The sequence below is a fragment of the Janthinobacterium sp. ROICE36 genome (assembly GCF_002869965.1).
Classification (GTDB): domain Bacteria; phylum Pseudomonadota; class Gammaproteobacteria; order Burkholderiales; family Burkholderiaceae_D; genus Janthinobacterium.
Window position 1 is genome coordinate 1 of the sequence record NZ_PEBS01000094.1, and the last position, 18,523, is coordinate 18,523.

Genomic DNA, 18,523 nt, shown 5'->3' on the forward strand with positions numbered 1-18,523 from the left:
TTTACTGAAAAACGAAAAGACAACCAAGGCCGGCATCGCTACCAAACGCTTAAAAGCTGGCTGGAATGCCGACTATCTCGCCAAGGTCTTGGGCTTGCCGACCTGATGCTTCATGCAATCGCCCTGGTGGACTGGGGGAGATGCTTTGTTGCATTCAGAGAAATCTGATAAGCTCCCGTGAGCATACCCGATTAATCCGCGCCGAGCATGTGTAATGGCACGCGGCGGCACGGCCGCGCAGTCGGGCACCATGGAGACAAGCATGTTTTTGGATCACCCCACCATCACGGCGACGAACAGTTTTACCGAGCCTGACCGCATCGAGCGGCTGACGCGCGTGTACGGTTACACGGCGGCGCTGGCCGACGTGGCCGAGAATGTCGGATTCATTGAAAAAGTGGCGCAAATCCACGATCACAAGGGCACCCTCATCGTGTTTTGGCACGAGGCGCCCAGCGAAGTGGAAAAGCAGTATTTCGTGCAGGCGTGGGCCAGCAAGGTCGGCGACGGCAGCACGAATGTCGAACACGAAATCTGACCTGGCGCGCCGCGCCTGCGCATCGATAGCGTAGCCCATGGATATCAAGACCCTGGTACTGACCCTGGCACTCGGCAACCTGAGCCTGTGCGCGGCCCTGTTCTTCTTCGAGTACGAGCGCAAGAAGTCGCTCAGCATGTCTACCTGGGCGGTAGCCAAACAATGCCAGGCCGTGGCCTGGTGTCTGCTGTATTTCCGTGTTGTGCTGCCCGATGTGCTATCCATCTTGCTGGGCAACAGCCTGCTGTTTGCCGGCATGGCGCTCGACGCGGGCGCGCTGTGGCAGGCGGCCGGACGCAGCGGCTGGCGCCGCACCATGCTGCCGGCGCTGGGCCTGTCGGTGGCGCTGTTTGCCGCCTGCTACCTGTTTGATGTGGCGCCGCTGCTGCGCAGTGCCGGCGGTTCGCTGATCGTGGCCGGCTTTTTCCTCGCCGGCGTGGCCGCGCTGTGCCTCAAATGGCAGGAGGCGAGCATGCTGCGCCGTTTTCTCGTCGTCAGCATGGGCGTCCTGTCGCTGCTGATCGCGGCGCGCGGCGTGCTCGCTGCCGCCGTGCCCGATTTTGACGCCGAGCTGCTGCAGCTGGCCGGTTTTGGCGCCCTGTATCTGATGATGCTGACGAACGCCTTCGGCTACCTGCTGCTGTCGCGTGAAAAACTGGGCGGCGAACTGGCGCGCCTGGAAGTGCTCGACGCGGCCACGGGCGTGCCGAACCGGTGCGGCTTTTACCAGGCGCTGGCGCCGTGGATGGCGCTGGCGCGCCGGCCCGGCTTGCCGACGGCGCTGGTGGTACTCAATATCGACCATTTCAAGCGCGTCAACGACAGCTATGGCCATCCGGTGGGCGACGCGGTACTGAAAACCATCGTCGACACTTGCCGCCAGCAATTGCGCGACAGCGACCTGATGGGCCGCCTGGGCGGCGCCGAATTCGCCATTCAGCTGCCGCGCACGACCCTGGTCGATGCGCTGATGGTGGCTGAGCGCATCCGCGTCGCCGTCGAAGTGCTGCCCGTCAAGACGGAGCGCGCCGTGCTGCAGCTGACGGCCAGCCTGGGCGTGACCACCATCCGCGCCGAAGACAGCACCGTCAGCCTGTTCAAGCGGGCCGACGAGGCGCTGCAGGCGGCCAAGCAGGCAGGCCGCAACAGGGTGGTCGAGGCGCAGGGCGCCAGCACGCTGGACGTTTAATCCAACTTACTTCTTGCGCGAGCCCAGCCAGCTGGGTTCCTTGCCGCATTCCTTGCTCAAGAACAAGGCGTCCAGGCCCGGATCGCAGCGCCGGTCAGGGGCCTTCATCGGCTCCACGCTCAACCATTCACTGCGGGGCAGTATCTTTTCTTCGCGTGGCGCCACCGGTGGCGCGGGCGGCAGGCTGTCTTGCCACCGCGACTCTGCGGCAGGCGCTGGCGGCGTGTCCGCGTATGCGGCGGCGCACAGCAAGCTGCCCGCCAAGACGCACATGTGCACGGCGGCGCTCTTTACTGAAATCATGGTTTATCCTTGCTTGGTGCCGGGAAGGCGTACCCCGCAGTATGACGGCAGCCGGACGCATAAAGACTAGAAACTGCAACGGTATGTTACCAAAGGGACTATAGTTACTTGCTGCAAACAGGTGCATTGCAGCACGGTGATGCGGCGCGGGGCAGCGGCAGCCAAACGTGTACATATCCTAACTTTCATTTAAGCTAAGCAAGTTATGCTAGGCCGCGTACGCCAGGCTTGCCTTTGCCGTTCGCACCGCACCCTCTTTTTGACTCTTGCCAGGCCCATCATGAAAATGCTCAAATCCCTGCCTGTATGGCCGCTTGCCGCCCCCCTTGCCGGCTGGCTGTTCCTGTTCGGTTCCACCTTCAATGTCGGCGGCGCCTACCAGATCCTGCTGGTGGCTGGCCTGATCGGCAGCGTGCTGGCCGCCGTGTATCACGCGGAAGTGGTGGCGCACCGCATCGGCGAACCGTATGGCACCCTGGTGCTGGCATTGGCCGTGACCCTGATCGAGGTGGCGCTGATCGTCTCGCTGATGCTGGCCGGCGGACCGGAAACGACGGGACTGGCGCGCGACACCGTGTTTGCCGCCATCATGATCATTTTGAACGGCATCGTCGGCATCTGCCTGCTGCTGGGTGCCGGGCGCCACCGCGAGCAGACCTTCGGCCTGCTGGGCGTGAGCGCGTCGCTGGCCACCTTGGCGGCCATCGCCATCCTGACGCTGGTGCTGCCGAATTACACCTCCAGCGCTGCCGGACCATATTACAACTCCAGTCAGCTCATTTTCATCGCCGTCATCTCGCTGGTCCTGTACGGCACCTTTGTGCTGGTGCAGACGGTGCGCCACCGCGACTACTTCCTGCCCAAGGAAGCCGTCGGCGACGAAGAGGTGCATGCGGCGCCGCCGACGCCCACGGTCGCCTGGGTCAGCGCCGGCGCGTTGCTGGTGTGCCTGGGCGCCGTGGTGCTGCTGGCCAAGTCGCTGGCGCCCGCGCTGGAGACGGCGATTGCCGCCATGGGTGCGCCTAAGACCCTGGTCGGCATCGTCATCGCCGCCATCGTGCTGCTGCCCGAAGGCCTGGCCGCCGTGCGCGCCGCGCGCGCCAACCGTTTGCAAACGAGCTTGAACCTGGCGCTCGGCTCCGCACTGGCCAGCATCGGCCTGACGATACCCGCCGTGGTGGTGGTGTCGCTGGCCACGGGCCTGACGCTTACGCTGGGACTCGATATCAAGTCGACTGTGCTGTTGTTGCTGTCGCTGATGGTCGCCACACTGTCGCTGGGTACGGGCCGCACCACGGTCATGCAGGGCACCGTGCACCTGGTGATTTTCGCCGTGTATCTGTTCACCACCATCGTGCCGTAAGCTGCCGCACGGCTGCCGTTTTGTCACTATCCTGTCACGCCGCTGTCATACGATGGGGGTAGTGTGGTAGGATTTTTAAATCGTCTAAATGATTTATATAGTTTAGTAACTGATTTTGCCAACTTTTTCAGTTGGTACAGCAATGACAAGACAAGAGGCCAGTATGTATGCAGCGGTGGACCTGGGGTCCAATAGTTTTCGTTTACACGTCGGCAAGCATGATGGCGACACCATACGCGTGGTCAAGAGCGTGCGCGACCCGATCCGCCTGGCCGCCGGCCTGGACGACAATGGCGACCTGACCGAGGCGGCCATGCAGGCGGCGCTGGCTTGCCTGCAGCGCTTTCGCGCTATCCTTGCCGGCTATGAGCTCGATGCCGTGCGCGTGGTGGCCACGTCGGCCATGCGCGTGGCGCGTAACGGCGCCATCTTCCTGCCGCTGGCCGAGCAGGCCATCGGCTACCCGATCGAAATCATCTCGGGCGAGGAAGAGGGGCGCTTGATCTACATGGGCGTGGCCAATGCGCTGGCGATTCCTGGCGAACGCCGGCTGGTGATGGATATCGGCGGCGGCTCGACCGAACTGATACTGGGGCGCGGCAATGATATCGAACGGGTCGAATCCTTCAGCCTGGGCACCGTCAAGCAAAGCCTGTCGTTCTTCATCGGCGGGCGCATCGACGCACCGTCCTTCGAGGCGGCCATCCTGTCGGCGCGCAGCCATTTCGAGGATGGCGCGCCACCATTCGGTCCGCAGCACTGGAAGACGGCCTACGGCTCTTCCGGCACCATCCGCACCATCGCCGACATCATCGCCCGCAACAAGCTCGGTGATGGCTTGCTCAGTAGCACCAGTCTCGATGCGCTGGCGCGGCGCTTCATCGAACTGGGCCACACCAGTCGCATCGACATGCCCGGCCTGCGCCCCGACCGCGCCGGCACCATTGTCGGCGGCCTGGCCATCTTGATCGGCCTGTTCCGCGAACTGGCCATTCCCGTCATGGCGCCCATCGAGGCAGGCTTGCGCATGGGCGTGATGTGGGATTTGTACCTGCGTTCGACCAAGCGCGATCGCCGCGAACAGTCGGTGCAGGGCTGCATGGAGAAATTCCATATCGACCAGCAGCGCGCCGGCCGGGTGGCCGAGCAGGCACTGGCCATGTACGCGCAGCTCAAGCCCACCTCCGATGTGCTGGTGAAATGCCTGCGCTGGAGCAGCCTGCTGCACGAAGTGGGGCTGGCCGTGTCGCAGACGGGCTACCACAAGCACGCTTCCTACATCGTGGAAAACGCGGATTTGCCCGGTTTTACCACGCGCGAACAGAAGACCATGAGTCGCTTGATCCTGGCGCAGAAGGGCAATTTGCGCAAGATCGGCGAAGTGCTGTCCGACCCTGATTTCGCCAAGGCCGTGCTGGCGCTGCGCCTGTCGATTTTGCTCATGCATGCGCGCATCGAAGCCGATTTCAGCGAACTGCGCCTGCGCATGAAGAGCCGCATCGAGCTCGACATCAAGCGCGGCTGGGTGGCGCACCATCCCACCGTGTCGTTCTGGATCGAGAAAGAGCAGGAATTCTGGGATGAGGTGGGGGTCGATTTCACCATCCGCGCCAGCGCCTAGAAGGGCATGCCGTGTGCATGACTTGATATGTAGCATGCAAGATTTATAAAAACAGTATATATTGTTTATATTATTTATTAGATTGGATAATCCATGACCAAAACCGTCCCAGTGAAAAAAGCCGACAGCGCGCCCGCATCGATGTTCCCCACCAGCGCATCGATCAATGCGGCATCGGCCAAGGCCGCACCGGCCGCCAAACCTGCTGCCAAGCCGGCAGCCAAGCCGGTGGCAAAAGCTGCAGCCAAGCCAGTGGCCGCCAAGCCTGCCGTCGCCAAGGTGCCCGCCGCCAAGCCAGTCGCCAAAGCCGCTGCCAAACCGGCCGCCAAGGTTGCTGCGAAACCAGCCGCCAAGGCCGTTGCCAAGCCGGCAGTGAAAGCCGCCGTCAAACCGGTAGCCAAAGCGGCCGCCAAGCCGGCCGTCGTGAAAAAATCGCCTGTCGCCAAGGTCGCCGCCGTCAAGGAAAAAGCCCGCAAGCCGAAACTGGTGCGCGACAGCTTCACCATGCCGGAAGCTGAGTATGAAGTTCTGGGTCAGGTCAAGAAAGCTTGCCTGAAAGCCGGTTTCGAGATCAAGAAAAGCGAATTGCTGCGCATCGGCGTGGCGCTGATCAGCCAGATCGACCTGGCGACCCTGCAAAACGTGCTGGCCGGCTTGCCGCAGCTGAAAACGGGCCGTCCGAAGAAGGACTGATGGCGCAAGCGGAGGGGCCGCCCATCCGCTCGCCCATTCTGGTTTACCATGGGGGCTGTGATAGTTCTCCCATGGTTGCCATGTCAGAAGAAACCAGTATTGAACGCGCCGGCTTGGTCGAGCGCGCCATCGTCCGCCACCACGCGGGCGACGCCACTGCCGCCATCGACCACGTCGCCGAGGAAATCCCCGTCGCGCTGGTTTTCAATGGCATTTCCCACGTCGTCATGATGGCCACCCCGCGCGACCTGGAAGCGTTTGCCTACGGCTTCGCGCTGACGGAAGGCGTGGTCGCTTCTGCCGGCGCCATCTTCGACTGCGAAGTATTCCTGCGCGCTGATTCCGCCGAAGTGGCTTTGAGCATCGCGCAGGAGGATTTCGTGCGCCTGAAGGACCGGCGTCGCGCGCTGACGGGCCGCAGCGGCTGCGGCGTGTGCGGCATCGACAGCATCGACATGCTCGACTTGCAGCCCGAAGCGCTGCCGCCGTCCCTGATCCAGGTCGACTTGCCCGCCGCGCTGGCGCGCGCGTCGAGCGCCTTGCGCGAACACCAGGCGCTGATGCGGGCAACGGGCGGCGTGCATGCGGCCGCATGGTGCACGCCCGACGGCGATATTGTGCACGTATTCGAGGATATTGGCCGGCATAACGGCCTCGATAAACTGATCGGCCACCTCGCGCTGCACGATATCGACATGCGGCGCGGCTTCGTGTTCCTGTCCAGTCGCGGCAGCTACGAGCTGGCGCGCAAGGCGGCGCGCATGCAGATTCCCCTGCTGGCGACCATTTCCGCCCCCAGTTCGCTGGCCATTGCCATCGCCACGCAGGCGGGCATGAAGCTGGTGGGCTTTTGCCGCCAGGATGCGTACGTCGATTACACGCCCGGCATCACGCTTTAAGTTCACTACGGGTCAGCAGCACCGGCACGGACTTCGACGTCGGCGTGCCGGCGCCGTCCGCCGTGCTGGCCAGCGGTACCAGCGCGTTCGTCTCCGGGTAATACCCGCCCAGGCAGCCGCGCCGGATGTCATACGCCACCAGCCGGAAGCCATCGGCACTGCGTGCCACGCCATCGTCCCAGGCGCCGATCAAGTCCACCAGGTCGCCGTCGGCAAAGCCCAGCATGACGATATCTTCCTTGTTGGCGAAGACGACCTTGCGCATGCCGTACACGCCCCGGTAGCGGTCATCCATGCCATAGATGGTGGTGTTGTACTGGTCGTGCGAGCGGGTGCTCATCAAGACCATCAGGCGTGCGCCATGGCGCGCGCGGGCGCGGTGCAGCGGCGTGTCCAGCGGCAGCGGTGCGACGAGGAAGCTGGCCTTGCCGCTGGCCGTCTTCCACACGCGCTCGCGCGAGGCCACCGTCAGATGAAAGCCGCCTGGAATGGCCACCCTGGCGTTGTAGTCGACAAAATCGTCAAACACCTTTTCGATGTCGTCGCGGATGCGCGCATAGTCGGCTGCATACGCGCGCCAGTCCACCAGGGCGCTGCCGACCGTCGCTTCGGCCATGCCGGCCACTTCCGAGCGCAACTGCGGCGAGGCGGGCGCATTGCGGCCGTACGAGATATGCACCATGCTCATCGAGTCTTCCACCGTCACGCCTTGCGCTACGCCGCCCTGCAGGTCGATTTCCGTGCGCCCCAGCGTGGGCAGCAGCAGGGCTTCTTTGCCGATGACCAGGTGGCTGCGATTGAGCTTGGTGGCCACCTGCACCCTCAGCGCGCAGTTGCGCAGGGCGGCGCAGGTGACGGGCGTGTCGGGCGTGGCGGCGGCGAAATTACCGCCCAGCGCAATGAACACCTTGACGTCGCCGCGCTGCATGGCGGCGATGGTGGCCACCACGTCGTGGCCGTGCGCGCGCGGCGGATGAAAACCATACACCTGGCCAAGGCGGTCGAGGAAGGCCGCCGTGGGTTTTTCCTCGATGCCCACCGTGCGGTCGCCCTGCACGTTGGAGTGGCCGCGCACGGGACACAGGCCGGCACCGAGCTTGCCGATCTGGCCGCGCAACATCATCAGGTTCGACAGCATGCGGATGGCCGCCACGCTGTGCTTGTGCTGCGTCAAGCCCATGCCCCAGGTGGCGATGGTGCGCTGGCCCTTGACGAAGATGTCCGTCAATGCCTCGATCTGCGCGCGCGCCACGCCCGACTCCTGCAGCCGTTGCCACTTCTCCGCGCGCAGGTCGTCGCGGAAAGCCTCGAAGCCGCTGCAATGCTGCGCGATGAAAGCGTGATCGATGACGGCCGGGGAGCCGCTGGCCTGCGCCGCATCGTCATGCTCGACGACGCGCTTGGCGACGGCCTTGATCAGAGCGAAGTCGCCGCCCAGGGTCGGCTGCACGAACAGGCCAGCCAGGCGCGTGCTGCCCAGAGTCGCCATTTCCAGCGCGCTTTGCGGGTCCATGAAGCGCTGCAAGCCCCGTTCGCGCAGGGGATTGATGGAAACGATGCTGCCGCCACGGCGTGCGCATTCGCGCAGTTCGCCCAGCATGCGCGGGTGGTTGGTGGCGGGATTCTGGCCGAAGATCAGGATGGTGTCGGCCAGTTCGAAGTCGTCCAGTGTCACCGTGCCCTTGCCGATGCCCACCGTGGCCGGCAAGCCGCGGCTGGTCGCTTCGGCAGCGACGGCCTTGGCACTGTTTTCGCAAAAGGCAAACGTGGAAGCGTGGTTGCGGTCTGGTCAGGCGCAGCCGGGGCAATCGAAGCCGTCCGGCTGGTTGTGCGCCAGCAGGGCTTTCAGATTGCCTGGCGCCACCCGTTCCTCGCGCAGGCTGATGGCCACGTGTTTCAAGGCGTCCCAGCCGGCGGCCGGCCTGGTGTAGGGCGTGATGCGGGGTGCGTCCTGGTCTTTCATCCTGTTTTGCTGCTGGGCGAGTGTGGTAATTATGCACGATCCCCGCATGACATTAACTTGCGTCATGGAAATGACATTCGGCTGTCATTTTCCTGACATATTAGACAAGTACGCTGGAGTAGTCTTGATCACAGGGGGATGAAACCATGCAAAACATAATCGCGTCACACGAAGCCAAGGGCCGGCCGGTCCAGCTGGTGCTGAGCCAGGCCACGACAGCGGCGGAATTGCGCGAAGTCCAGCGTTTGCGTTACAAGGTGTTTATCGAAACCATGGGCCTGACGTCGCTGGCCAATGCCGATGGCCTCGATAGCGATGAATTCGACGCGCATTGCGATCATCTGATCGTGCGCGACGCCGATACCCTGAAAGTGGTGGGCACTTACCGCGTGCTGAGCGCGGCCAAGGCAGCCAAGATCGGCCGCCTGTATTCGGAAAACGAGTTCGACCTGAGCCGCCTGAAAAACCTGCGCGGCCGCATGGTCGAAGCGGGCCGCGCCTGCATCCATCCGAAATACCGGGGCGGCAGCGTGATCATGCTGCTGTGGTCGGGCCTGGCCGAGTACATGCGCCGCGAGCGCTGCGACTATCTGGTCGGCTGCGCCAGCATCAGCCTGGCCGATGGCGGGCATAACGCCGTCGCCGTGTACCAGGCGCTGGCGGAAAAGCACATGGCCCCAAGCGAATACCGCGTCACGCCGCACCTGCCTTTCCCCATCCACCAGGTGGAGGCGGCGCACAAGCCGCAAGTGCCGCCGCTGATCAAGGGCTATCTGCGTTCGGGCGCCTGGATTTGCGGCGAACCGGCCTGGGATCCTGATTTTGAAAGCGCCGACATGTTCATGATGATGCCACTGGCGAATCTGGACGAGCGCTACGCGCGCCATTACGGGGTAGTGCCTGGCTGATGTCGGGCAGTGAGGGCTGCGCTGGCTGGCCCCAGCCAGCGTGGCAGGCCCAAGCTGCCTGTCGGCAGTGAACTGGCGTGGCACAGTAGCGGTGGCGCCACGTCGGCCGGGCCGATATCGAGGGCGATGCGGGGCGGTGGGCAGAACGGCAGAGTGAAAGCAGGGAAGGGGAGCGGATGGGCAGAGAAACGGTCAGCATGGTTTGGGCTGGGTCTCTTCGCTATCGTGCTCGGATGTTGTTTTGTGAGCCAACTACGCGAATTTCAGGGCAAAAATACATGGCGCCGGGGACCTGGGTGCCTGGCATGGCATGACAACAGCGGGTGGCTCAGTGGACTGGCGTGGCGGACAGTTCCTTCAGTTCGCGGATGGTGATGTCCGATTTTTCATGCATGCGCAATAAAATCGTTGCACCGACCGACAGTTTGCCGTGACGAATCTTGCTGATGATGGGGGGCTGGACTTCCAGAACACGGCACAGTTCCGCATCATTTTTCAGGTTCATCTTCTCGATCAGGGTATCGAGCAGCTTGTTGGGCACAAAACTCGATGGTTCGAGCGCACGCGCCCGGTTCATCGCTTCAATCATTTCCAGCTTCTTTTGCCGAACGTTCATATACTCCTCCTTCAGTTTATGCAAGGGACGAGACCACACATTGCGGTCCCGGCTATAGTTCGTCATCGCAGTACGGCTGTCCGGATGACGTGACAACATTCGCATTGAAACATTGATAACCAGGCAAGTGTTTTCAATAATACTACGATAACAAAACTTGTGACAGATGGTTGGTTAAATTAATTGATTGTTTGATTAATTTGCTTGACGATTGTTGTATTTTGTAAGCCGTTCTTCGTCAGGATCATGGTTCTGTCCGCCATTTCGGCGGCGGCCAGCGAATGCGTGACCATGATCGCGCAACTGCCGTTGGCCTTGATTTCTGCGCGCAGCAATTGCAGGATGCTGTGCGCCGTATCGGGATCGAGGTTGCCGGTAGGCTCATCGGCCAACACCAGCGCCGGCTTGTGCACGAGCGCGCGGGCAATGGCCACGCGCTGCATTTCGCCGCCGGACAGTTGCTGCGGAAAGTCGCCGCCGCGTCCGCCCAGGCCGACCGCCTCGAGCATGCTGGCGGCACGCTCCTGGGGCAGTCCGTTGAGCAGCAGCGGCAGGGCCACGTTTTGCAGCAGGGTCAGGTGCGGCAAGACGTGGAAGGCCTGGAATATAAAGCCCATGCGGGCGCGACGCAGCCGGGTGGCGGCGGCGTCATCGAGGCTGGACATGGCAATGCCGTCCACCAGGATAGGGTGCGCTTCGGCACCCGCATCGGGCGTATCGAGACCGGCGATCAGGTTCAGCAAGGTCGACTTGCCGACGCCCGAGTCACCCATGATGGCGATGAATTCCCCTGCCTTGAAGCGGCAGGAAATGTTGGCCAGCACGGGACGGGCATGGGCATAGGACTTAGACAGATGGCGCAATTCGAGCATGGTGTTAACGGTTATCGTAAAGGGAGGCACGCGGGGGAGAGGGGGGCCTGGGAACTGCAAAGGGGCGCGGATTATTTGGCCGGCAATGTGTAGTATACGACAGGATTATCCTTTTTGCTTGGCAATACCAATTTTGTGTGCACACTGCTGGTTTAACCTTACGTTAGCTGTCGCACTGCTGGCTTGTGCGGATTCCGCTATGATGGGAAAAAATCATCGGCAATGGCGTCCTCCATGCCCTGCGCGGCAGCAGGCAGAACGCGCGCATGCCAGGTGCCAGCCCAGCAAGCCCTTCGTGAACCTTGATAGACGACGCCAGCCCATGACCATGCCACTCGCGCAACAGCATTCAGATTTGTCTCCCTCCAGCAACATCCGAGTGGCCAGCGCCACTCCTGCCACGATAGTCGAGATCAGCAACGGCCTGCTGGCGCGCGAAGCCTGGACCTCGCCCAAGTACCTGTACGACGCGCTGGGCTCGAAACTGTTCGAAGCCATCTGCGCCTTGCCCGAGTATTATCCGACGCGCACCGAGGCGGCCATCTTCGCCCGTCACGGCGCCGAGATCGCGCACGCCGTGGGGCCTGGCAGCACCCTGATCGACCTGGGGGCGGGCAATTGCGCCAAGGCCGCCAGCCTGTTTCCCCTGCTGCACCCGGCCCAGTATGTGGCCGTGGATATTTCCTATGACTTCCTGAGTGAATCGCTGAGCCGGCTGCAGCAGCGCTTTCCGCACATCGAGATGACGGGCCTGGGCCTGGATTTCTCCAGTCGCCTGGACTTGCCCGACAGCGTGCGCGAGGTGCGGCGATTGTTCTTCTATCCCGGCTCGTCGATCGGCAATTTTGCTCCTGAGCAAGCGACCGCCTTCCTGCGCCGCCTGCGCGCCAATGCGGACGGCGATGGCGGCCTGCTGATCGGCGTTGACCTGATCAAGGACGACGCCATCCTCGACGCCGCTTATGACGATGCGCTGGGCGTCACGGCCGCCTTCAACCTGAACATGCTGCGCCACGTGAACGGGCTGATCGGCGCGGACTTCGACGTGCGCGCCTGGCAGCACCATGGCTTTTTCAATGCCGACGAGCGCCGTGTCGAAATGCACCTGGAAGCGCGCAGCGAGCAAGTTGTTCATTGGAAAGGTGGCCAGCGGCGCTTCGCGAAAGGCGAGCGTATCCATACAGAAGACAGCTATAAATACACGCGCGCAAGCTTCGTCGGCTTGCTCGAGCAGGCGGGGTTTTCCACCGTGCAAGTCTGGACGGACCCGCAGCAGTGGTTTGCCGTCATTTATGCGCGCGTGATCCGGGATTAAGAAGGGAAAAGATGCTGATCGATCATTACAACAAGGTGCGCCAGCACTCGCTGCTGCTGGCCGAACCGTTGTCCGACGAGGATTGCGGCGCCCAGTCGATGCCGGACGCCAGCCCCGTGAAATGGCATCTGGCGCATACCACCTGGTTTTTCGAAACGTTTATTCTGGAAAGCATGGAAGCGGCGTTCATGCCATTCCACCCCGCCTTTCGCGTGCTGTTCAATTCCTACTACAACGGCGTGGGCGAGAAGCATCCGCGTGCCCAGCGTGGCTTGCTGACGCGCCCCGGCATGGCGCAAGTGCGCGCCTACCGGATCGATGTCGATGCGCGCATCACCCGCCTGCTGGCGGGCGAACTGGCGCGCGACGAGCGCGAACGCCTGACCATGCTGCTGGCGCTGGGCCTAGAACACGAGCAGCAGCACCAGGAGCTGCTGTTGACGGACGTCAAACACCTGCTGGCGCAGAGCGCCCTGTTTCCCCCTTATCTTGACAACGCCGCGCCGCCAGCGCCGCAAGCTGCACAGTCCACCGCCTGGCTCGCGTTTGACGGCGGCCTGGCGCAGATCGGCCATGCGGGCGATGGTTTTTGCTTCGACAATGAATTGCCACGCCATCCGCAATACGTGGCGCCGTTCGAGCTGGCCAGTGCGCTGGTGACGAATGGCGAATTTCTCGCCTTCATCGAGGCGGGCGGCTACCGCACGGCGCACTTGTGGCTGGCCGAAGGCTGGGACTGGGTGCGCAGCGGCCAACTGGCGTGTCCGCTGTACTGGCAGTGCGATGACGCCGGGCACTGGCAGGAATTCACTTTGTTCGGGCTGCGCCCGCTCGACCTGCAGGCGCCGGCCACGCATTTGTCCTTGTTCGAGGCAGATGCCTATGCGCACTGGGCTGGCGCGCGCCTGCCGACGGAAGCGGAGTGGGAAGTGGCGGCACAGGGCGTCGCGGTGCAAGTGGGGCAGCTGCATCCGGCCGCAGGTGCGCCGGGTGCGGGCTTGCGGCAAATGTTTGGCCACTGCTGGCAGTGGACCAGCAGCAGCTACGCGCCGTATCCCGGCTACCGCACGGCGCCGGGGGCGCTGGGCGAGTACAACGGCAAGTTCATGCTGAACCAGTATGTGCTGCGCGGCTCGTCGTGCGCCACGCCGGCCGGCCATGCGCGCGCCAGCTACCGCAATTTCTTCCCGGCCGGTGCGCGCTGGCAATTTTCCGGCATCCGCCTGGCGCGCCAGGTGGAATAGTTTGCTTACTGCAAGCGCGGAACGGATGGGGCAGGGCGGGCTGGCGCCTTGGCGCCGGCGTTTTGCTCCAGCTTGAACTGGCTGACGAGGGTTTCCAGTTCGCTCGCCTGTTCATGCATGGCAGCGGCTGCCGCGGCCGCCTCTTCCACCAGGGCCGCGTTTTGCTGCGTCGTCTGATCCATCTGCATGATGGCGGCATTGATTTGCTCGATGCCTTCGCTCTGCTCGTGGTTGGCGACGCTGATTTCACCGACGATGGCGCTGACCCGGCCCACGCTGGCCACCACTTCATCCATCGTGGCGTCCGCCTGGCTGACCAGCTGCGCGCCCTGGCCCACCCGGTTGACGGAGTCGGCAATAAGTTCCTTGATTTCCTTGGCGGCGGCTGCCGAGCGCTGCGCCAGGTTGCGCACTTCGGACGCCACCACGGCAAAGCCGCGTCCCTGTTCGCCGGCCCTGGCCGCTTCCACGGCCGCGTTCAGGGCCAGGATATTCGTCTGGAAGGCGATGCCGTCGATGACGGCGATGATGTCGACGATCTTGCGCGAGGAAGCATTGATGGCATCCATGGTGCCGATCACTTCCGCCATGGCCGTGCCGCCGCGCTGGGCGATGTCTGATGCCGAGCGGGCCAGGCTGTCGGCCTGGCGCGCATTGTCGCTGTTGCTGCGCACGGTGCCCGTCAGTTCGATCATCGATGAGGCGGTCTCTTGCAGCGCACTGGCCTGCGCTTCCGTGCGGGCCGACAGGTCGGCATTGCCGCTGGCGATCTGGCTTGACGCCACGGCAATCGTGCCCGTGCCGCCGCGCACCTGCCCCACCAGGTTGGCCAGGTTGGTATGCATGTCGCGCAGCGCCTGCAGCAACTGGCCCGTTTCATCCTTGCCGTCGGCCACGATTTTAATGCTCAGGCCGCCTGCGGCCACGGCTTGCGCCACGCGCAGGGCATACGCGATCGGTGTGGTGATCGAGCGCGTGACCCGCCAGGCAAAGAGCACGCCCAGCAGCAGGGCGGCCGTGCCCAGGCTGGCCATCAGTACATTCGCTGCTGAAATATTGCGCTGGATTTGCTGGCCGCCATGCACGACCACTGCGCGCTGGATTTCGTTCAGGCGGTTCACCGTCTTTTGCAACTGATTCAGGGCGGGCAGGGTATCGTCGCGCACATGCACGGCCGCTTCCGCCCGCTGCCCCGCCACCAGCAGCTTGTCGGCCTGGCTGAACGAGACGACATAGGCCTTGCGCTGCTGCTTCAGGGTGGTCAGCAGTTCCTTGCCTTCAGGCAGCACGATCAGACGGTCGAGGATGGCCAGCGCATCGCTGATGGTGGCCTTGTTGGCATCGATTTCGCCGTGGATGGCGTTGGCGCGGGCGGGATCTTCATGGATGAACAGTTCCAGCACCAGCGCCGCGTTCGAACGGGTGGTGCTGCGGATGGTGGCCATGGCGTCGGCCTTGGCCCAGTCCTTCTCGATGATGGACTCGCTGAGGGCGCCGATTTTATCCAGTCGGAAAAGGCCCGTACCCACCAGCACTGCCATCAGCAGCAGCACCACGCCAAAACCGGCACCCAGGCGCATGCCTATCTTCATATCCGTCAATTTCATACTGATTCCCTCGGTAGCTAATGATCTGTCTCCGGTGGTCTTGTTATGAAACGATTATACGGTCGGTGATACCTGATTTGCACTATTAATTGCTCAGCAGAAATGAAGAAGCGGCACGGTGATCAAGCCGTACCGCTTTTACTCCCTACGAAGGATGCCCGGGGCGTGCTCAGGCGGCGCTGGCCGCCGCCTCGGCTGCTGTTGTTTTTTCGGCGTCCGTTTGCGCGATGCGGCGGTTCACGGCCGACAAGACAGCTTTGAACGAGGCGGTGACGATATTGCTGTCGATGGCGGCGCCGAACAGGGTCGGGCCGTTGTCGAGGCGCAATTCCACGTAGCAAGCCGCTTGCGCATTGGCGCCGGAGCCGATCGAGTGCTCATGGTAATCCATCAGCTTGATGTCCAGGCCCAGCGCATTGACGAAGGCGTCAATCGGGCCGTTACCGCCGCCTTGCAGGGCCAGCGGGGTCTGGCGGTGCGACAGGCTGATGTCGATCTGCACGGATTCATCGCTGCTGGTGTCTTCCACCATGCGGTGCGCAGCGTAGGCGTACGGCGCCGTCTGCTCCAGGTATTCCTTCTGGAAGATTGCATGGATATCCTGCGCGGCGATTTCGCGGCCCGTGGCGTCGGCCACGGCTTGCACGGCGCGCGAGAATTCGATCTGCAGGCGGCGCGGCAAGACCAGGCCATATTCCTGTTCCAGCAAATACGCCATGCCGCCCTTGCCGGACTGGCTGTTGACGCGGATCACGGCGTCGTAGCTGCGGCCCAGGTCGGCCGGGTCGATGGGCAAGTAGGGCACTTCCCAGATGCTGTCCGGTTGTTGCTTGGCAAAACCTTTCTTGATCGCATCCTGGTGCGAGCCGGAGAAGGCCGTGAACACCAGATCGCCCGCATACGGGTGGCGCGGGTGGACGGGCAGCTGGTTGCACTCTTCCACGCATTTGCGCACGGTATCGATGTCGGAGAAATCCAGGCCCGGGTGCACGCCTTGCGTGTACAAGTTCATCGCCAGGGTCACCAGGTCGACGTTGCCGGTGCGCTCGCCATTGCCGAACAAACAGCCTTCCACGCGGTCGGCGCCTGCCATCACGGCCAGCTCGGCTGACGCGACGGCCGTGCCGCGGTCGTTGTGCGGGTGCACGCTAATGATGATGGAATCGCGGCGCGCCAGTTTGCGCGACATCCATTCGATCTGGTCCGCATATACGTTGGGCGTGCTGCATTCCACGGTCGACGGCAGGTTGACGATCATCTTGTTGGCCGGTGTCGGCTTCCAGATGGCGCTGACGGCGTCGCAGATATGCTTGGAGAAATCGAGCTCGGTGGTGGAGAACGATTCCGGCGTGTATTCAAAGCCCCATTCCGTTTCCGGATGCTGCGCCACCAGCTGTTTCACGAGGGTGGTGCCGGTGGTGGCGATCTGCGTGATTTCTTCGCGCGACATGCCGAATACCACCTTGCGGAATACGGGCGCCACGGAGTTGTACAGGTGGACGATGGCGCGCTTGGCGCCGACGACGGACTCCACCGTGCGGCGTATCAATTCTTCGCGCGACTGCGTCAGCACGATGATGGTGACGTCGTCCGGGATGCGGCCTTCATCGACGAGCTTGCGCACGAAATCGAAATCCGTCTGCGATGCTGACGGGAAACCCACTTCGATTTCCTTCAGGCCGATGGCGATCAGCATCTCGAAGAAGCGCAGCTTCTTTTCCGCGCTCATCGGCTCGATCAAGGACTGGTTGCCGTCGCGCAAGTCAGTGCTCATCCAGATAGGCGGTTTGCTGATGATCTGGTTCGGCCATTGACGGTCGGTCAATTTGACGGGAGGAAAGGCGCGGTATTTGGAAGCTGGATTTTGCAACATCATGATCGGGTACTCCTGAAGATGGGGGGGAATCAATGGTTGTGGCGCAAGCTTGCCGGGCGGCCACGCAACACTAGGCCAGGCAAGCGGTCGGTAGCGGTAGCAGAGCGGCTGCGATGCCAGCGGGGGCGGTCGCAGTGGGGATTACGTGTACGAATGGGGATGGTGCAAACATCATCAAACCTTCCAGGGTTTTTGAAACACGCCGGCGTGTGGCCAGGCGAAGCAATGCGGCAAACTTATGCGCGTGCTAGCAGTAGTCGCGATAGCGACAGCAGGGAAGGGGAGGAATGTTTGAAGGAGGACATGCACTTAATGTAAGGGAAGTTGGGCTGGGCTGTCAAGCGTTTCCGTTTTACCGCTTATTTACAAGTAACGCACGTGCGCCGCCTCGTCCGGCGCATCCTGCCCCATGCGTGCCAGGCAGCGCTGCAGGATGGCTGCATCGGCGGGCAGGCGTGCGGCGAAGGCGTGCCAGCCGACCAGTTCCAGCTGTTGCGGCATGTCCACCAGGCCCGTGATGGCGTCCCAGAAAGCGTCCCAATTCATGCCATAGATGGAAGGAAAGGCTAGCGCGGCCGCCAGGCCGGTATGCAGCTGGCGCGCGGTGTTGATATCGCTCAAGTCGATGCTCACCAGGGCTGGCCTGTTCACACGATGCCCTTGAGCAGGTTTTGCAGGTTTTCGCGCATGCCGCCCACCACGGTTGCGTGCTGTTCCAGGATGGCGGGCGCATGCTTGAACGGCGCCGGGTCGAGATACAGGCGCGGCAAGTCGGCCACGGCCACGCCGCGTGGGCCGCCGCGCAGGATTTCGTCCATATGCTTGTTGATCGAGTTGATGGCTGCCTGGATGCGTGGCGTGGCTGACGCGGCCAGGCAGGCGGCCAGCGCCGTATCGAGGTCGGCGCGCGCGGGCGCTTGCGGCAGCACGGTCGCGGCGATCTGTTCCAGCGGCGACATGTTGACGGCCGGCTTGCGATACGCGCGCAGGGTATCGAGCGCCATCAGCCGGTGCAGGCCGCCGCGCTGCAGCCAGTCAAGGATGCGCGGCCAGGGCGTGCCCAGCAGGGCTGCCGCTACACCCCATTGTCCTGTCACGGGCGAGCCGACATTCGCGTCGATCCAGTCGATGGCGGCCGGGTTGCCCGTGTAGGCCAGCAGGATGGCGTTCGACGAACGCAGGGCGGGCGCCTGCGTGGCCAGCACGCAAGTCAGCCAGGCGAGGGCGCCGTCGCCGTCGCGGTTGGCCAGCTGCTGTGAAAAAGGGGCGCTCAAGGCGCGGCTGTCGGCAAATTGATGTTCTGACATAGTGGGAACAAGTAACAAACCAGGCGCCAGTCTAGCAGCAGGGCAGGTGAGGGTGTAAATAATTTTGTGTAAACGGTCATTTGGCAGGACACTGCCGCCACCAAGGAGAAACAATGACCGTTGTAAAGCGTAACAAGCGGGCCAAGCCCGACCCGGAACTGCTCAAACTGGCCGACAGCTTGCTGGCCAACTACCAGAAGCCCGAGGAT

Annotated in this window: 16 protein-coding genes and 1 pseudogene; 9 read left to right on the forward strand and 8 right to left on the reverse strand. The window is 62.9% G+C overall.

Annotated features, from left to right (window positions below; genetic code table 11):
• Window positions 1-262 precede the first annotated feature (262 nt).
• Both CSZ94_RS24655 and CSZ94_RS24660 read left to right on the forward strand, forming a co-directional pair.
• A complete protein-coding gene (locus CSZ94_RS24655; protein WP_102123950.1) occupies window positions 263-538 on the forward strand; it encodes a hypothetical protein in 276 nt (91 codons plus the stop codon).
• A gap of 37 nt (window positions 539-575) precedes the next feature.
• Window positions 576-1,727, forward strand: a complete 1,152-nt coding sequence (locus CSZ94_RS24660) for a GGDEF domain-containing protein (RefSeq protein ID WP_102123937.1) — start codon at window positions 576-578, stop codon at window positions 1,725-1,727.
• Window positions 1,728-1,733: 6 nt separating this feature from the next.
• Here CSZ94_RS24660 and CSZ94_RS24665 read toward each other — a convergent pair whose 3' ends face one another.
• The gene (locus tag CSZ94_RS24665) at window positions 1,734-2,030 is read right to left on the reverse strand and encodes a hypothetical protein (RefSeq protein ID WP_102123938.1); all 297 of its coding nucleotides are present in this window, start codon (window positions 2,028-2,030) and stop codon (window positions 1,734-1,736) included.
• 280 nt (window positions 2,031-2,310) lie between these two features.
• On the opposite strand from CSZ94_RS24665, the gene CSZ94_RS24670 reads away from it, so the two are divergent.
• The 4 genes from CSZ94_RS24670 (at window position 2,311) to fdhD (ending at window position 6,606) form a co-directional block, all read left to right on the forward strand.
• Window positions 2,311-3,393, forward strand: coding sequence for a calcium:proton antiporter (locus CSZ94_RS24670; protein ID WP_102123939.1), 1,083 nt, complete (start codon window positions 2,311-2,313; stop codon window positions 3,391-3,393).
• A 163-nt stretch (window positions 3,394-3,556) separates the two neighbouring features.
• A complete protein-coding gene (locus tag CSZ94_RS24675; protein WP_102123940.1) occupies window positions 3,557-5,014 on the forward strand; it encodes a Ppx/GppA phosphatase family protein in 1,458 nt (485 codons plus the stop codon).
• 93 nt (window positions 5,015-5,107) lie between these two features.
• Complete coding sequence (locus tag CSZ94_RS24680; protein ID WP_102123941.1) at window positions 5,108-5,707, forward strand: hypothetical protein; 600 nt, start codon at window positions 5,108-5,110, stop codon at window positions 5,705-5,707.
• Between the two features lie 80 nt (window positions 5,708-5,787).
• Window positions 5,788-6,606, forward strand: a complete 819-nt coding sequence (gene fdhD, locus CSZ94_RS24685; RefSeq protein ID WP_180977618.1) for a formate dehydrogenase accessory sulfurtransferase FdhD — start codon at window positions 5,788-5,790, stop codon at window positions 6,604-6,606.
• On the opposite strand, the pseudogene CSZ94_RS24690 reads toward fdhD, so the two are convergent.
• Window positions 6,596-8,569 (reverse strand): annotated as a pseudogene (locus CSZ94_RS24690) (FdhF/YdeP family oxidoreductase). The gene fdhD and the pseudogene CSZ94_RS24690 overlap by 11 nt on opposite strands.
• A gap of 146 nt (window positions 8,570-8,715) precedes the next feature.
• On the opposite strand from CSZ94_RS24690, the gene CSZ94_RS24695 reads away from it, so the two are divergent.
• A complete protein-coding gene (locus CSZ94_RS24695; RefSeq protein ID WP_102123943.1) occupies window positions 8,716-9,477 on the forward strand; it encodes a GNAT family N-acetyltransferase in 762 nt (253 codons plus the stop codon).
• A 328-nt stretch (window positions 9,478-9,805) separates the two neighbouring features.
• Here the strand turns inward: CSZ94_RS24695 and CSZ94_RS24700 are convergent, their stop codons facing one another.
• The gene (locus tag CSZ94_RS24700) at window positions 9,806-10,093 is read right to left on the reverse strand and encodes a hypothetical protein (protein WP_034786045.1); all 288 of its coding nucleotides are present in this window, start codon (window positions 10,091-10,093) and stop codon (window positions 9,806-9,808) included.
• Between the two features lie 179 nt (window positions 10,094-10,272).
• Window positions 10,273-10,965, reverse strand: coding sequence for an ABC transporter ATP-binding protein (locus CSZ94_RS24705; protein WP_102123944.1), 693 nt, complete (start codon window positions 10,963-10,965; stop codon window positions 10,273-10,275).
• Between the two features lie 322 nt (window positions 10,966-11,287).
• Between CSZ94_RS24705 and egtD the strand changes: the two genes are divergently transcribed.
• Both egtD and egtB read left to right on the forward strand, forming a co-directional pair.
• Complete coding sequence (gene egtD / locus CSZ94_RS24710) at window positions 11,288-12,280, forward strand: L-histidine N(alpha)-methyltransferase (RefSeq protein ID WP_102123945.1); 993 nt, start codon at window positions 11,288-11,290, stop codon at window positions 12,278-12,280.
• 11 nt (window positions 12,281-12,291) lie between these two features.
• Window positions 12,292-13,524 (forward strand): ergothioneine biosynthesis protein EgtB, encoded by a 1,233-nt coding sequence (gene egtB, locus CSZ94_RS24715; RefSeq protein WP_102123946.1) that lies wholly within the window; start codon window positions 12,292-12,294, stop codon window positions 13,522-13,524.
• A 5-nt stretch (window positions 13,525-13,529) separates the two neighbouring features.
• Here the strand turns inward: egtB and CSZ94_RS24720 are convergent, their stop codons facing one another.
• From CSZ94_RS24720 to CSZ94_RS24735, 4 genes are all read right to left on the reverse strand, one after another.
• On the reverse strand, window positions 13,530-15,131 hold the full coding sequence (locus CSZ94_RS24720; protein WP_180977619.1) for a methyl-accepting chemotaxis protein: 1,602 nt from the start codon (window positions 15,129-15,131) through the stop codon (window positions 13,530-13,532).
• A 169-nt stretch (window positions 15,132-15,300) separates the two neighbouring features.
• Complete coding sequence (gene leuA, locus CSZ94_RS24725; protein WP_102123947.1) at window positions 15,301-17,007, reverse strand: 2-isopropylmalate synthase; 1,707 nt, start codon at window positions 17,005-17,007, stop codon at window positions 15,301-15,303.
• A gap of 363 nt (window positions 17,008-17,370) precedes the next feature.
• The gene (locus tag CSZ94_RS24730) at window positions 17,371-17,658 is read right to left on the reverse strand and encodes a barstar family protein (protein ID WP_102123948.1); all 288 of its coding nucleotides are present in this window, start codon (window positions 17,656-17,658) and stop codon (window positions 17,371-17,373) included.
• The gene (locus CSZ94_RS24735; protein WP_102123949.1) at window positions 17,655-18,314 is read right to left on the reverse strand and encodes a hypothetical protein; all 660 of its coding nucleotides are present in this window, start codon (window positions 18,312-18,314) and stop codon (window positions 17,655-17,657) included. Before CSZ94_RS24735 ends, CSZ94_RS24730 begins: the two co-directional genes overlap by 4 nt.
• Between the last annotated feature and the right edge of the window lie 209 nt (window positions 18,315-18,523).